Raw genomic sequence first — 16,414 nt, 5'->3', positions numbered from 1 at the left:
TCCTCTCTAGAATAGTGCTGAATCACTGTCTAATCTTCTTACAATTGCGTTTGTGATTAGAAGCAAAATGCAACCAACAACTGATTGATAAAGACTGGCAGCACTTGACATACCAATATCACCAGTTGAAGTTAAACCATTGTAAATATATGTATCTAGAACTGATGTTACGTTATATAGAGCACCTGAATTTTGTGGTACTGTGTAGAACAATCCGAAGTCGGCACGGAAGATATTACCAACAGCCAAAATTGACATTAAAGTCATTAATGGTACTAATTGTGGAATCGTAATATTCTTAATCTGTTGCCATTTATTGGCACCATCAACAGTTGCAGCTTCATAATATGTTGGATCAATACCCATTACAGTAGCGAAGTACAAGATACTGTTATATCCGATTCCCTTCCAAGTACCTATGAATAGCAAGATAAATGGCCAATATTTTGGTTCTGCATACCAATTAATATTGGTATGTAACATTGTATTTAAAAGTCCTTTGTCAGGATTTAAGAATGCCATTACGAAATATCCGATGATAACCCATGATAGGAAATATGGTAAAAGCATTGATGTTTGATAAACTTTAACCAATCTCTTATGACGCAATTCACTCATAACAATCGCGAAGAAAACAGAGATAATCAGGTTCAAAGTAATAAATCCTAAATTGTATAGAAGCGTATTCTTAGTAATCAGCCAAGCAGCATCTGAAGTAAATAGGAACTTGAAGTTTTGAAAACCAACCCACTTACTTTGTGCCAAACTAGCTAAGAATCCATCAGGTGAAAATTGGAATTCCTTAAATGCTACAAGGTTAACAAATACAGGAATATAGAAGAAGAAGATCATCCAAATGGCACCTGGTAATGCGAATAGAAGGAACGGACCATTGTGAACAATGTTATACCAAAGGCCCTCTTTTTTCTTAGCCGCAGCAGCAATTGCTTCAGGACTTTGAGCTACATTATTTTCTTCCATTATTTTCCTCCTCCCTTACATATATTGTTTAATCAACTTACAAGAAGAATTATAGCGCTTACATTATTGCTCAAATAAGTTACAAACTAGAGGTTTTATATACAAATTCTAGTTTTTATACAAAAAGAGGCTGTGACATAAGTCTCAAAAAATAAAAGCTGATGAATGAGATTCTTATTTCATTCATCAGCTTTTTCTGTATCATTATATAAAAAAAGAGAAGATACCTCGCACGCATCTTCCCAAAATTTATCACTCCAAAAGGAGATCAAAAACCATGAATAATTATAACATAGACCAAATGACATTAAGTATTCCTTTAGATTACAAACCAAAAGAAAATCATCCAGCTAGATTTATCAACGATCTTGTCGAATCGCTTAATATTGAAAAAGTCTATTCTAGCGGGAGGCCGCGAGAATATGACTTACGTGCAATGCTAAAATTGATACTTTTTGCGTACTCTCGCAGTGTAATGACTAGCAGAAAGATTGAAGAATTTGCTGAAGAAAATATCGTTGCTAGATGGCTTACACAATATCAAGTTCCCTCATATAGAACCATATGTAGATTTAGAATTTCAGATGAGATTGAAACTTTACTTGATGATAGCTTGACGAATTTAACTAGTGTTTTAAAACAAAATGGTCTGATTGATGAAGTGTCCTTTATTGATGGTACGAAAATATTGGCAGATGCCAATAAATTTTCGTTCGTTTGGAAAAAGAATACCATCAGATTCGATGATATGAATAAATCTCAAATTCAAAACTTATTGTCCGAAATAAACGAGGTACGATTAGGTATCGTCGAAAATCCTTCGGATCTTTCTGACGATGCTCTAGAGGAAGTACAAATAAAACTTGAATTACATCTTGAAGATTTAAACGCCAGAATAGAAGCTAATCCTAAAAAATCTCCTAATCCTGATAAACAAGAACGCCGAAAATTAAAATCATATTCCCGAAAACTTGATAACCGTATTGATAAAAAATCTGAACACGAAAAACAGATGAAGAAATTCGATAAAAGAAATAGTTATGCTAAAAGTGATGAAGACGCAACATTTATGAGAGTCAAGGAAGATCCCATGCTGAATGGTCAATTAAAACCTGCATACAATGTTCAGATAGCCACTAGTAATCAATTCATTACAGGTGTTGGAATGTTTCAAAATCCAACTGATACAAGAACATTGATACCATTTATAAAACAGCTTGAAGAGAACCATACGCTTGGCGACGTGATCGTCGCCGATGCGGGATATGGTTCTGAAAGTAACTATCAATTTTTAGATGATAACTATAAGAAATACGTTATTCCGTACTCTACTATGCTCAAAGAGAATTCAAAGAAATGGAAAACAGATGAAAAGAAGGTAATGAATTGGAATTACTACGAAGACGATGATTATTATATAAATCCTCAAGGTGTCCGTTTCAGTTTTAATGCATATCGAATAAGAACTGATAAATATGGATTTAAACGTTACTTTAAAGAATATATTTCCGAGATATTTGATGATGATCACAATAGGATTCCTCAGGCGTTCACGCCTGGTGGGAATCGTAAAAGAATATACATCAATCCTTCATTGGAATATTTTAAAGCTAGCATGAGAAGTAAACTTTCGATTCCCCAATATGCTGATATTTATGCACGTAGAAAAAATGACGTGGAACCAGTCTTCGGAAATATGAAGGCTTGTTTAGGTTTCAAAAGATTCCATGTTAAAGGATTGAATAAAGTTAAAAAAGAAATGATGATCGTAGTAATGGCATTGAATATCAGGAAACTGGTATCAATGTCATTTTTTATTTGTATTTTTAGAGAACAAAAAAGTTCGATGTGGAATTTTTTCAAATTCGCATCGAACTTTTAAGATAAAGAGACTGTTTTGTCACAGCCTCTTTTAATTAATCATGATAAACTTCTGTATTTATCTTAAAATCATTTTACAACTGTCAACATTTCTTTCAAAAATGGTGCAATACTTTGTGATCCAAATTCAGCTTGCTTAATCTCCTGTAAGTAAGCAAAAGTATGAGTCCGCGATTCTTGATAAGTCTCCTTGGCACTGCTTAAGAATTCTTCTTTCCCCGTATTTAAATAATCACAGATGAATTCTAGTGATTGCATTTGATCAATAGCATTGTCCAACCAAGGTAACATTTCATCACGCAAATTCTTTTGACCATTAACTTTAAAGTACAATGCATCTTGTTTAATCTTAGTAAACTCATGTTTTAAATTATTAATTTCTTTGGGAGATGTTGTTTTTTCATCCATCTCTTCAATAAATTGACGCAATTTTGTATCTAAATTAGGCGACTCCAAATTGAGCTCAGGCATAGCCCCATTGAATTGCATATGTTGTGCTAAATTTTCCAAAGCTTTGGAGCCCTTAGATGATTTAAAGGTCTGATTTTCAACATAATTAAAGGCATTATGCTCAATTTGACTCTCGGTTTTACTATCAGTCCAAATATTCCAAGAATAAGCCGCATTGATAAAGATTGCTGGCTTAGAGGCCTCTGATTGCATCATTGGATTTAACATAATACCATAGATTTTTTTACTATCTGCTTGAGCCTGTAAGTAATGCTTAGCTCCACCCATTATCAAATTATTTCTAGAACCATCATTTACTGGCCAATTGATCCACAGTTGTACCGGACGATATTCTGCACCCTTGACCGTCAAATTATCTTTCAAAACATTCAAAAATTCATCCGAAACGACCCCAAAAGTTTTACCGCCTGTGACTACCATATGAATATTCTTAGGTAAAACGGCATTCAAATCACGTAAATCATAATGTCCGTTATCCTTAGCTCCATCTGAGTAATAGTAATACGGTACAAAAATCATATCAGTTACTAAATCAGGGTAATTTTTTTTACGTTTCTTTAGAAAATTTGACATATCCTTCATCAATTTAATATAGTCATCATCCCCGTGCTTAGGCCAAGGAGCATCATCTGCTAAAATACCAAACTCTCTGACACCAACTAACATTAATTGATCAAATTTTTTCTCAATAATTCTTAAATCACTAATATAATTCCGATCAAATCGGATTGGATCATGCATAAATGGATGAATTGTCCAAACAAATTTGGTTTTAGTCTCATTACCGACTTGAGCCAATTTTTTAATTTCATTTAACCGCTTTTGGGGATAAAGTTCGCGCCATTTTTCATTATGATAAGGATCATCCTTTGGTGCAAAAACATACTGTGTTAACTTCAAATTACTGCCAAATCGCATTAAATTGATTCGATCAGCATCTGACCAAGGATTACCGTAATATCCTTCAATAAAACCACGATTTTTTACGTCTGCATAATCTCGAATTGCCAATTGTTGTACCTTGAGTCCTTGAGATTGTTTTAGAATCTGTCTCAAAGTGGCCAATCCATAGAAAACACCATCGGTATTGTCACCAAATAATTGAACTTTAGATTCAGTGATCATCAATCTATAACCATCATAGTGATGAGATGGATGTTTAGAAATTCGGATAATTATATTGATCATCTCAGCACTAATTTGAGTATTTAATTCAAATCCTATTTGAAATTCTTTAAGTATTCCCAGTACCCTATCTTTAGTATATCGATCCAAATTTTGATCCATTATTAGATTAACTTTAGGCAATAGTGAAACAGTACCTTCGTCGTAGACTATATCCTGTGGAATTGGAAACAATTTATACTTCATATTATTTCTCCCTCAAAAAAAGGTTGACCAAAACATTATGTTTTGCCCAACCTTTGCTTTTTTACTTCAGTAACAAAAAGCATAAAACTAAATCATCACGGTCTTTTAAATCAAAACCGGTCTGTTCATGAAATTTTTCCATTCGATATAATAATGTATTTCGATGTAAAAAGAGCATCTTTGAAGTCTTAGCTAAATTAGAATCACACTTGTATAAAGTATTGATCATCTGCGTAGTTTTGGAGTCAATATCAATTTTGTTTTTCAATGATTTAAACATATCCGTATTTTTCAAATTTTGTTCAATCAGAAAATCCAAAATAACGGTAGATAAATTATTAACTCTTTCTTTCATTTCTAGCGATTTATGAAATAACTGTCGTTCCATGTCAAAAATATTAGGGAGTTTATCATTGACTGGCCAAAATTGACCAACATAAACGTGACTTTTAGTATAGAAATCAGAATCCACTAACTCTATCATTCTTTGGACTTCGAGCTTGTCCATATTTGTATTAGTCTCTTTTTCAATCAATATACCAGTATATTTGTTGATCCAAAAACTATCTACAACGTCATCAAACGTATCTTCAAATACGCTCAACCATTCATTGGCTCGATCATCGGATTCCAACTTCTGTACTTCAAATTGGAGTACTCGAACATTGATTTTTTCGGCAGGAATTTTATCAGTTTCGTGAACTAAGAAGTTCCACCATTGGTTATTAATGGATTTATTATTATTATCTTGACTGACTAGTGATAGGAGGAACTTCTCTCTATTACTTAAATGATCTTTTTTAATTGTTACCCACTGTCCAGATATCAAAAAATTGTAATTATGGGGATCAGAACTAGGTTCTATAACCACTTTGGCATCTGGATACAATTCCAATAATTTAGCAATACTTCCTAGCATACATTTTAACCACCTATTTTAACGGATTGCGTCTGTGGTCTTTTCATCAAAGAAATGTGCTTTGTTCAAATCGAATGTCAAACGAACTTTATCACCTGGTTTGTGATAATCACGGGCATCAACAATAGCAACAAATTCTGTACCATCAACTCTTGAGTAAAGCATTGATGTAGCACCGAGCAATTCAGAAACCACAACTTCACTTTCAACTGTAGCTTCTGGGAATGTCTCTTCCATGGCACCTTCAGCATGAATATTCTCTGGACGAATACCTAAAGTAACATCCTTATCATCATATCCAGCTTCATCAAGAACCTTTGAACGACCTTCTGGAAGCTTCAATGTCAAGCCTTCGCTATCTGTAACAATACCATCTTTGTAATGAACATCAAAGAAGTTCATTGAAGGTGAACCAATAAATCCGGCAACAAACTTGTTCTTAGGTGATTCATAAACTTCTTTAGGAGTACCAATTTGTTGAACTTCACCCATTGACATGACAACAATTCTATCAGCCATTGTCATAGCTTCGGTTTGATCATGAGTAACATAAATTGTTGTTGTATGTAATTCTTGATGCAATCTAGCAATTTCAGCACGCATGCTGACACGAAGTTTAGCATCCAAGTTTGATAGAGGTTCATCCATTAAGAAGATAGGGGCATCACGAACGATAGCTCTTCCCAAAGCAACACGTTGTCTTTGACCACCAGACAAAGCAGCAGGTTTTCTATCTAGATATTCTGTTAGTCCTAGAACCTTAGCAGCGTAGTCAACCTTCTCTTTAATTTTATCTTTGTCATACTTACGTAGTTTCAAACCAAAAGCCATGTTATCAAATACGGTCATATGTGGATACAAAGCATAGTTTTGGAAAACCATCGCAATATTACGATCCTTAGGAGCTGTATCATTTTCATATTTACCATCAATGATTAATTCACCTTTAGTAATATCTTCCAGTCCAGCAATCATACGCAAAGTTGTTGACTTACCACAACCTGAAGGTCCAACAAAAACGATGAATTCCTTATCTTTAATGTGTAAGTCAAAGTCTGAAACAGCGTAATTATTTTCTTCAGCGTTGGCATATCTTTTATAAATGTGATTTAAATCAATCTCTACCATAATTAAAACCTCTCAACCATTAGTTATTAGTTTATCTCTAATTGATATGTCTATTGTATTTTAAAAACGCTTTCATTAATATTACAAATCAACTAAAATCAATCAGTATTTTTGTACACTTTTACTAAAAACTAAATTTATATGTTCTGATTTCTGCCGGATTCAAGATATTAAGCTTAGCTACTGGGTAATCCTCTTCCAAAAAGTTAACGGTTTTAGCTTGTTTTAGAATACTACTGTCAATTTTCGTTTCATTATTGGTTAAATTATATCCTCTTAAAATATTGCCATCACTCGTTTCGGCTTGTTTCAAACTAGTTACGGCAAAACTATCAGCTTTAAGAGTTAAAAAAGTAGTATCGCATTTCTTAATTCCATTATGAATATCGGTTTGGACACTTTGTACAGAAACTTGATTCGTCTTAGCTTGTTGGTAAGTATGAGTTCGGCTAGCAATTGTATTGTCATGGAAAGCCAAACTATATTCAAATGAGAATTGCCCTAAACATTGAGCATCAGGCGTACCAAAGTAACCCCAATCCCCCATTTCACCCACACAGCGAAGTAAAGTTACGGCAATCGTATTATCTTCAGGCAAAATTTCATACTCATTTAAGCCAAAATTACCAACTGTCATTCCACCATTATCATCGCAAACATTAACAAAGGTCTGTTGATGCTGGGGATTAGTAGGATTCTTCCAAGTATCACTGACATGATTAGGACGTTTAACTGTTTCAAAAATAGAATCAGCTAAATTATAGTTACTCTTCAAGTTGGTCTTAAACAAAACTCTGACACGATGGTCTTTCATTTGATTATTAAAGCTTGTCTTAAATTTCAATTGATCGGCATTCTTAGACAACGTAATCACAGTTGTGAGCGTCAATGGTACCAGTTTTTCAGAACGATTGGCTTTACGGTTCGTTATATCAATTACAGCCTGACGTTCGTATTCAAGACGTTCATCAGCTGATTCTGGAACCATCATTGTCTGTTGCAACTGTACTTTAGCACCCAAAAAGTTGTTTTGTAGAACTTTAACCTCTGCAGTACTATCAGTTGAAAAAATTGTCTTTTTATCCGCTGATTGACGATAAATGTATTCATTACCAATATCGCCGGTATCTTCAAAAACTAATTGATTATCAAATTCACGACCCGTCTTCTTATCAAGAATATTCAAACTTCCGTTACTGTTAATAGAAGCTTTAAGCCAATTATTCTCTAATATTTGTGAATCTTCGTCATAAATTTTGGTTGAATCAACCTTCTCTGACTCTTCGGAACTGGCAAGTGCCAAAGTCTTCCATGAGAAAGCTGACATAGCAGTTAAATCTAATTGGATGGTGACATACAAAGCCATGTATGGAATTCTGAATTTGTTCTTAGGTAAATCGTAACCAAAGCGAACATCTGAACTGACCATCTCAAATGGAATCTTGTTACCTTTAATATCAATAACTTTAAACTTAGGAAGTTCTCTTTGAGCTTTCTTCATTGCTTCATATTGTACGTCAGGTTTGCCATCAGCAAATAAAGCACGTTGCCACTCAATTTCAACCGTCTTCATCTCTGTTTTTTCGTAACCATTAGTATTCACTAAAATAAATGGTTTACTACCTTCTGGAAAGGCCGATGTATTGATTTGATTAGCTAAAGTCTCAATAGCATCTTTAGCTACAAATTCACCAACTTCTCTAGATTTGGCAAAACGAGTCATCATTTCCCGATGTACATCGTCAACTGAACAACCACAAATACTGTCATGAGGGTTATTCTGTAACAACATCTTCCAAGCATATCTCAATTGATCATGTGGATAATCCTTTGTACCATTGTAGGCCATAGTTGCCAACGGTTCGGCAATATTCTCTAGCTCCCTTTCAACTTTAGTATTGTCTTGTTTTAGATAAACACGTGAAGAAGCGGTATTAGCCAAAGTATACCAACCATCTGTTTCCTGACTAGTCAATTCGCCGTCAACTTTGCCAAGATCCTTAGGAATACTTTTAGAAACAGCTTTAAGATAATCATCAAAGTTAGAATGAATAAATTCATAATCAGGATAGAGTTCTTGTGCAACTTTCAAAGCTTCAATTACATTCTTTTGAACCGGCTGGTGATCAACCCCATTCATCATCAAAAGATTGTCAGTTGAAGCATATTTTTCAGCATCAGCTAATTTTTGATCCCAGAATTTTTTAGCTTCTATTTTATCAACGGGAATTTCATTACCATTACTGTACCAATTGGCGAATAGCACGCTTAATACTTTAGAATTATCAGGACCTTGCCACCACATTTCTGAATATTGAGAACTATATTTTTCATTATCAAAGACTTGATTATTTAAACCAGTTGGCTTGACCCCACGACCAAAGGCAGCGTATTTCAAATCAGCTAACTTCAACATTTGTGGAGTTTGTCCCATATTACCAAAAGTATCCGGGAAATATCCTAAATTAACCTGATTCCCCCACTTCTTTGACTCTTGATGACCTATCAACATATCACGTGTATTAGCCTCTGGACTAATTAAAAAATCATCCTGCAAGATATAGAAGGGACCAACACGTAATTTACCTTCGGCCACACGCCTTTCTACTTCGGCACGTCTCTCTGGTCTGACCTTCAAATAATCATCAAGAATAATTGTTTGTCCATCTAAATGAAAACTGTTGAATTCCGGTTCCTTATTAAAAAGATCTAACAGGTCATCCATTAATTTTATTAAACGCATATGGTGTTGTTCATAAGCCATATACCATTCACGATCCCAATGACTATGTGATATTACAAAAACTTTTTTCCTACTCATAATAATTTTCCTATCTATTCTTTAATTTTATAATCAAAATAATCTAAGAATAATTCACAATACATCATGTTTGCCCAAGAGAACCATTCACGTGTAAATTTACTTGGATCATCAACATTAAATCCTTCATGCATCATATTAGTACCGGCTGTTGTGGCAACCATATTATCTAATAAGGTTGCTTTTTTATTCTTATTTGGTTGTGTTAAACCTTGAATTGCTAAGGCAATATGCCAAATATAATGTGCCGGTGTATGTGGACTACCTAAACCTCTGCCATATTTACCTTTAAAGTAATAAGGATTTTCTGGACTTAAAACTGTCTTACGAGTATTCAAGTAAGTTGGATCATCCATAGCTGTGTAATGTAAATATGGTGTACTCAATAGATTAGGTACATTTCCATCATCCATGATCAAGTAGTGACCCAAACCATCAGTTTCATAGGCATAAATGCGCTCACCAGTTTTATTAGTTGTTGTCCCGTATTTTTCAATTCCTGCCTTAACTTCAGACTGAATCTTTTCAGCCTTAGCAACAATCTCTGGATCATTCAAAATACCATTGAATAATTCTTGAATGTAATCAAGAATCAAAACCGCAAACATATTAGCTGGAACCAAATAACCATAAACACAGGCATCATCACTAGGTCTAAAGCCAGACCAAATCATCCCCGTTTCCGCCACCGGTGAACCCAAGCCATTATTAGTTAATGTATCTTCGGGTCTATCTTCATCTCTTTGGAAACAATATTTAGAAGCTGTCGTGTGATGTTGTTCAGTTTCAAAGACTTGCAATAACTTTTTGATGGCACTGACAAAATCATCATCGAATTGGTCAATACGACCCGTATTCTTATACAACAAGTAGGCCAATTGAACTGGGAAACAAAGTGAATCGATCTCAAATTTTCTTTCCCATATCCAAGGTGTCATTTCTGTATGATCCTTATGATGTCCCGCATTATTGGGTTCACTATTAAAAGCATTAGCATACGGATCATGGTTCATATTGAAGAATTGACGTTTAACGACTCCACGGATAAAATCTGATACTTCAGGAATCTTTTGCGCCATAACTAGATATGGTCGAACTTGACAAGTCGAATCCCTCTGCCACATTGCTGGAATATCTCCTGTCAAAATAAAAATGTCATCGTCAGCAATTCTTTTAACTGTTGTCTCTAAAGTATTGGCATAAGTTACATTAAATACCTTGGCCCAATCAGCGTGATCAATGCTGGCTTTTTTAGTAACTTCATCCATAAACTGTTTTATTTCAGGTGAAATTGTTTGTTTAGTCAAAATCAAGTCCTCCAATTGATATATCATTTGCTCCATCAGTATAATGTAAACGTTTACAAAAAGCTAGTGTCTTTTTTTAAAAATGTGCTATATTATTAGTCATAGAAAGGAATATTAATATTATGGAACCAAAATACAAATTGATATACCAAACATTAAAAAATGATATTCTAACAGAAAAAATTGCTATTGGTGACAAGTTACCCAGTGAGAACCAATTAGCTCAAGACTACAAAGTTAGTCGCATTACCTCTAAACGTGCATTAACTGAACTGGAAAACGATGGCCTAGTAACTAGAAAAGCCGGTATCGGTACAATTGTTAAAAAGAATAATATCGAAAAAAACGCTAAGTCAGAAATCATTTTCGTAATTCCTTTTGCCAACAATAATGAATTTGGCGATTACACTAGTGGACTATTACAAAAATTAGACGATACAAGTGATTTTCAATTGACGACTATTAACAATAAAATTTTTCGTAATTTACCTATGTCACGTATTAAAGCAGCTAAAGGTATTATCTATTACGTTGAATCTCTTCATCTTGAATTACCAGTAATCACCAAACTTTATCTGAACGACATTCCTATTGTTCTATTAGATAAATCCTTTGAAGATCTCCCAATCTCTTCTGTTACCTCTGACAATTTCTCAGGTGGTTATTTGGCTACAAATGAACTTATTAAAAATGGCCATCACAACATTACCTTTTTGACTAATGAGGCTAATTTGAATGAGGCTTCCGTTCGCTCACGCTACTTTGGGTACCTATCAGCTTTAAAGAAACATCAAATCACACCAGAAATTCTTCACGCTGATTTAGATCAAAATGAGGCCATTGAATATTTAGTACATAATGTTGAAGATAAAAAAATCACTGGCATTGTAGCCGAAAACGATGTTGTTGCAATTAGAGCCATGAATGAACTACGAAATCACAATATTCAAATTCCACAACAATTGTCTCTAGTTGGTTTCGACAATATTCAGGCTTCCAAATTAAGTTATCCAGCTCTTTCGACTATTGACCAAAACTTCGTTGCTTTAGGTGAAAACGCTGCTAGTTTACTGTTAAATTTGATCAATGATCCTGATAAATCAATCATTCAACGGACCACCATTCCTGTAAAAATAATTGAGAGACAATCTATTAATACCTTAGGAGATAAATAAATATGCTAATTAATCAGATTGATACCAGACAAGGAACTGATAGTACTTCTGAATTCTCGCATGGTAATACACTTCCTTACACTGGCGTTCCTTTTGGAATGAATTATTTAATCCCACAAACAACTTTTGATGATACTTCTTGGTCCTTTTCACCTACATCGCACCAATTAGCTGGTATTAAAATTACTCATCAACCAAGTCCTTGGATTGGCGATTTTTCTAGCTTTATTTTGTCAGCTCTGACTGGTGACGTTGAAATCAATAGCAAAACTTTTGATCGAGTCGGATCATACCGTCCTAATGAAGCAACTTTCAATCCTCATTATTTATCTATCTATGACCAAAGATACGAAGTCCAAACCGAAATTACGCCAACAACATATGGTGCTATTTTCAAATACCAATTTAACCGTAATATTCCTAAAATTATTGTGCATATTCCTAAGAATGGTGAATTCATACTTGATGATAATCAAAATGAATTAAAGCTTTTAGTTAGGAATTATGATTCACATTTCAATAGCGACTTTAAGCTTTACGCCGCATTAAAATTTGATAAGGCCATCAAATCTACCTTGACCTTGCATCAAGATGAACCCGAATACGATTCAATGATTCTCTCATTTGCAGATACCAATGAAATCAATGTTAAATTAACAACTTCTTTTATCAGCTTCAATCAGGCTCAAATTACTTTAAACCGACTTTCCAACTTAACTTTTGAGAATGCAAAAAAAACTGCTCAAGAAACATGGCAGTCTTATCTTGATTTAATAATGGTAACTGATCGCGATAAAAAACGTCTTTCAACTTTTTATCATTGCATGTATCGTACTTTTCTCTTTCCACAAAGATGCTATGAATTAGATTCTGACAATCATCCGATTCATTATGATCTATACCATGATACTGTTAAATCTGGGTATCTTTATATGAATAATGGTTTCTGGGATACTAGTAAAACAGTTTATCCCCTATTCGCTATTTTGATTCCTAAGACATACCATCAAATGATGCTTGGTTTTTACAACAGTTACCTAGAAAGTGGTTACTTGCCAAAATGGTTAGCCCCTGATGAACGTGGCATGATGCCTGGAACATTGATTGATGCTGTTATTGCTGATGCTTCCGTCAAAGGTATTTTAAATGAAGATGAAATGAAACAATTTCTCGATGCCATGTTAAAGAGTGCTACTCAAAAAAGTAATGATGAACGTCTAGGTAGATTGGGCATGGATGATTTCAACAAGTATGGTTATCTGCCAGCTGATAAATATCCTGAATCTGTTAACCAAACTCTCGACTACACTTACAGTGATTTTTGTATTTCACAAGTCGCCAGTTTACTACATAAAGATAAACTAGCTAAAAAATATGCCAAATCAGCTTTAAACTATAAAAACATCTTCGATTCTGAAACTGGTTTGATGCGCCCTAAGAATAGTAATGGACAATTCAAAAGTGATTTCGATTCAATTCGTTGGGGTACCGACTATACTGAAGGCAGTTCTTGGCAAAACAGTTTTGCAGTTTATCACGATATTGCCGGTCTTAAAAAACTTTATAGTAAGAAAAACACTTTTTTACAAATACTTTTGAATCTCAGTAATCAAAAACCAGCTTTTAATGTTGGAGGGTATGGCTTTCAAATTCATGAAATGACCGAAATGGCAGCTATTGATTTCGGACAAATTGCTATCTCTAATCAGCCCAGTTTTCATTTACCATACCTATTCGAATACACTGACCATCCCGAATATACAGAATTGCTGATCAAACAATTAGCTAATCAATTCAATGATTCAATCGATGGTTTCCCCGGTGATGAAGACAACGGTTCAATGGCAGCCTGGTTTATCTTTGCCTGTCTTGGTTTCTATCCACTTTGTCCTGGTAGTGATGAGTACGTTTTCGGTATTCCTTTATTCGACAAAGTCCAAATCAATCTACCTAATGACAAAAAATTTACCATTAAAACAAATCGTAATTACCCTCAAAATCAATTTGTACAAAACCGTTCACTTAACGGTCAAGAATTAAAACAAAGATTCTTAAAATACAGTCAGATCATTAAGGGAGGCAATCTTGAAATCAATCTTTGCCTATTACCGGAAACCAAATATGATGAACAATTACCTTTCTCATTAAGTAAAAAATAACTCAAAAAGACGTTCATATTATCTATCAATATACTTGATAAATATGAACGCCTTTTTATTTGGATTATGTTTATATGCTATCGTTAATTTCCCAGCTAAGAGTTGTCTTGTACGTTCCGGCTTTATTCATTTGAGAATTCATATATAACAAAATCCCTTCGTCTCGGCTCCAACCTTGTGAATTCAAAGTCTCATCATTTTCAGTTTGATAAATCGAAGTCGGATTATTCAACAGGTCATAGAAATTTTTACCATTATAAAATCTTAAATGACCCGACAATACATCAGAATTTTCATTAGTAAATTCGCCTACTTACTCGACACTCAAAGTTACTGGCTGCTTATTTCTTCTTGTATCCTCAATATCAACGATATTATTAGGTAAATTTAGTTCGTCTTGACGATTCAAAGTTCCTTCAGACATAACAGAATTTAATGTTCCATAGTCAATATCGTTTGCCTTCTTTATTGCTACGGTATCTAAAGTATAGTTGATCACATTTTGATTACCTATCTTCCGATAGGAAACCCCATCATCATCTTTACCACTAACATACGGAATTGAACTGAAACTGTCCTTTTTATCTATGCCTACTACTTCGGTTTCAACGTCAACCGTATGACTTTCATTAATGTCAAAATTCAAATTCGAAACGATCAAATCAGTTGCATCGGTCGTTGAATTTTTCGATAATTCATAATTGTCAGTTTCTACACCATCGATTTTTACTGATTTAACAGTTGTCCCATTTCTCAAAGGCAAAGTGTAAGTAGCATCATTTAAACGTCCACCTGAAGTTTTATTTTCTAAGGTGTCATGATAGATTATCTGATCGCCATTGTTTACACCAAATAACATATTTTCCGTATTTGTACCATCATTATATGTATTATTTTCCATGGTATTGGTAATAGACATGTTAGGTCCGCCTTCTGGTTTAACATGTAAAAAAGCATCATTCGTTGTGTATGAATAAGTTTTACCATTATATTTCACTTGTACAATGGCCAAGAACAAAGTTCCATCATCATTCAACGTCGTCTTAGGAGTTGTATAGGAAAGTGCTTGCGGGTTATCCTTTTGGATTTGTTCACGAGCATGAGTGATTGGATCTTCTTTATACCATTTGATTGTATAATTACTTTCACCCTCCGTATCATCACCTTCGTCTAAATCACCAACATTTCCCTGCAAATCAAAGGTTGCCGTTTGACCAGCCTTAACTGTTTGATCTTCCAAACCACCACCGATGGTAATATCTTTATAGTTGGAAACAGTTGATCCGCTCGGATTATGTAATGTTGCTGTAACTCTAACTACACCAGACAAACGAGAAGTATTAGCATCAATTTCACCTGTTTCACTGTCAATAGTGGCTAAATTATCATTATCAATACTCCAACTAACTGTACCTGTAAAATTAGCAGGATCAGGATGCGCATGTGCTATAGTTTCGGTATTGACGATATCGTTTGAAGAATTATATAAATAGTCGTCATCTGTCGTCACTTTAACACTAGTTGCATCCACTGGTTCAGGGACGGCATTGACAGTCGCTAAATCAGAATATAAATGTGTCGTTGTTCGACCAAGTATTCCCAGAGCCTGCCAATAAACCTCCAATTGATAATACGTTTTACCTTCTTTATCTGGAGTTATGCTCAAAGTTTTCTTATTAGCTGAACTAGACGTATCCTTGCTCCAATTCTTTCCATCAGTAGATTTATACCATTGATATTTCTTAATCGTATAGCCTAGGGCTAGAGTCAAAGTTAATGTTCCTAAAGAACGTGACGCATTACCCGAAATAGTCTTAGTCTGTCCAACCTCTAAATAGGTTTCTTTTGCCGGTTGCAAGCTATAACCATTGGTTAGTCTAATGCCCAAGAACTTACTAGAATTACCACTTGGTTCCTTATAAGGATTTACCTCAGTAGTTTCCTCATCTTGAGCACTAACTTTCTTATAATGTCTATTAAATGACGAGGCCGACAATATGGAAATAAAAACTAATACTAGTAACCAACGTTTTTTTAATTTCCTCATCATGAAACCCCTTTCTATTAATTAGCAATATAATATTATCATATAATTTTTGTATATTAAATCATTTTTGACTATTTTATTTTTGATAATATGGTCTAGATTGGCATTACTTAAAAAGCTTAAAAAAATCTTAAATATCCTTAAGATACCTATA

10 protein-coding genes are annotated in these 16,414 nt (G+C 34.2%); 3 read left to right on the top strand and 7 right to left on the bottom strand.

All coding sequences use genetic code 11. The features are described 5' to 3' along the window. Positions 1 to 6 precede the first annotated feature (6 nt). A complete protein-coding gene (locus ACI6PB_RS03325) occupies positions 7 to 981 on the bottom strand; it encodes an ABC transporter permease (protein ID WP_404327764.1) in 975 nt (324 codons plus the stop codon). A gap of 277 nt (positions 982 to 1,258) precedes the next feature. Between ACI6PB_RS03325 and ACI6PB_RS03320 the strand changes: the two genes are divergently transcribed. After that, positions 1,259 to 2,863: an IS1182 family transposase gene (locus tag ACI6PB_RS03320; protein ID WP_025086411.1), complete on the top strand. Its 1,605-nt coding sequence runs from the start codon at positions 1,259 to 1,261 to the stop codon at positions 2,861 to 2,863. A gap of 68 nt (positions 2,864 to 2,931) precedes the next feature. Here the strand turns inward: ACI6PB_RS03320 and ACI6PB_RS03315 are convergent, their stop codons facing one another. The 5 genes from ACI6PB_RS03315 to ACI6PB_RS03295 form a co-directional block, all read right to left on the bottom strand. Then, entirely contained in the window at positions 2,932 to 4,704 is a 1,773-nt protein-coding gene (locus ACI6PB_RS03315) for a beta-N-acetylglucosaminidase domain-containing protein (protein WP_404327763.1), read from the bottom strand. 61 nt (positions 4,705 to 4,765) lie between these two features. Continuing rightward, positions 4,766 to 5,623 carry a CdaR family transcriptional regulator gene (locus ACI6PB_RS03310; protein WP_025085362.1) on the bottom strand — a complete coding sequence of 286 codons (858 nt, stop codon included), beginning with the start codon at positions 5,621 to 5,623 and terminating at the stop codon, positions 4,766 to 4,768. Positions 5,624 to 5,641: 18 nt separating this feature from the next. Next, positions 5,642 to 6,751 carry an ABC transporter ATP-binding protein gene (locus ACI6PB_RS03305; RefSeq protein ID WP_404327762.1) on the bottom strand — a complete coding sequence of 370 codons (1,110 nt, stop codon included), beginning with the start codon at positions 6,749 to 6,751 and terminating at the stop codon, positions 5,642 to 5,644. Positions 6,752 to 6,875: 124 nt separating this feature from the next. Further along, positions 6,876 to 9,572: an alpha-mannosidase gene (locus ACI6PB_RS03300; RefSeq protein WP_025085360.1), complete on the bottom strand. Its 2,697-nt coding sequence runs from the start codon at positions 9,570 to 9,572 to the stop codon at positions 6,876 to 6,878. 14 nt (positions 9,573 to 9,586) lie between these two features. Then, on the bottom strand, positions 9,587 to 10,879 hold the full coding sequence (locus ACI6PB_RS03295) for a glycoside hydrolase family 125 protein (RefSeq protein ID WP_025085359.1): 1,293 nt from the start codon (positions 10,877 to 10,879) through the stop codon (positions 9,587 to 9,589). Positions 10,880 to 11,001: 122 nt separating this feature from the next. Between ACI6PB_RS03295 and ACI6PB_RS03290 the strand changes: the two genes are divergently transcribed. Continuing rightward, positions 11,002 to 12,054: a substrate-binding domain-containing protein gene (locus tag ACI6PB_RS03290; RefSeq protein ID WP_056955761.1), complete on the top strand. Its 1,053-nt coding sequence runs from the start codon at positions 11,002 to 11,004 to the stop codon at positions 12,052 to 12,054. A 2-nt stretch (positions 12,055 to 12,056) separates the two neighbouring features. Beyond that, positions 12,057 to 14,213 (top strand): GH92 family glycosyl hydrolase, encoded by a 2,157-nt coding sequence (locus ACI6PB_RS03285; protein ID WP_404327761.1) that lies wholly within the window; start codon positions 12,057 to 12,059, stop codon positions 14,211 to 14,213. 313 nt (positions 14,214 to 14,526) lie between these two features. On the opposite strand, the gene ACI6PB_RS03280 is transcribed toward ACI6PB_RS03285, so the two are convergent. Next, positions 14,527 to 16,260 (bottom strand): hypothetical protein, encoded by a 1,734-nt coding sequence (locus ACI6PB_RS03280; protein WP_404327760.1) that lies wholly within the window; start codon positions 16,258 to 16,260, stop codon positions 14,527 to 14,529. Between the last annotated feature and the right edge of the window lie 154 nt (positions 16,261 to 16,414).

The sequence above is a fragment of the Companilactobacillus paralimentarius genome, assembly GCF_963227125.1.
Classification (GTDB): Bacteria; Bacillota; Bacilli; order Lactobacillales; family Lactobacillaceae; genus Companilactobacillus; species Companilactobacillus paralimentarius.
The sequence above is the reverse complement of the archived record's forward strand: the minus strand, read 5'-3'. Positions and strand labels throughout refer to the sequence as shown.

Bases quoted from the DNA above. Each gene is read 5' to 3' on its own strand.
- ACI6PB_RS03310 (WP_025085362.1), bottom strand. From the start codon at position 5,623: ATGCTAGGAAGTATTGCTAAATTATTGGAATTGTATCCAGATGCCAAA.
- ACI6PB_RS03285 (WP_404327761.1), top strand. From the start codon at position 12,057: ATGCTAATTAATCAGATTGATACCAGACAAGGAACTGATAGTACTTCT.
- ACI6PB_RS03320 (WP_025086411.1), top strand. From the start codon at position 1,259: ATGAATAATTATAACATAGACCAAATGACATTAAGTATTCCTTTAGAT.
- ACI6PB_RS03280 (WP_404327760.1), bottom strand. From the start codon at position 16,260: ATGAGGAAATTAAAAAAACGTTGGTTACTAGTATTAGTTTTTATTTCC.
- ACI6PB_RS03300 (WP_025085360.1), bottom strand. From the start codon at position 9,572: ATGAGTAGGAAAAAAGTTTTTGTAATATCACATAGTCATTGGGATCGT.
- ACI6PB_RS03290 (WP_056955761.1), top strand. From the start codon at position 11,002: ATGGAACCAAAATACAAATTGATATACCAAACATTAAAAAATGATATT.
- ACI6PB_RS03315 (WP_404327763.1), bottom strand. From the start codon at position 4,704: ATGAAGTATAAATTGTTTCCAATTCCACAGGATATAGTCTACGACGAA.
- ACI6PB_RS03305 (WP_404327762.1), bottom strand. From the start codon at position 6,751: ATGGTAGAGATTGATTTAAATCACATTTATAAAAGATATGCCAACGCT.
- ACI6PB_RS03325 (WP_404327764.1), bottom strand. From the start codon at position 981: ATGGAAGAAAATAATGTAGCTCAAAGTCCTGAAGCAATTGCTGCTGCG.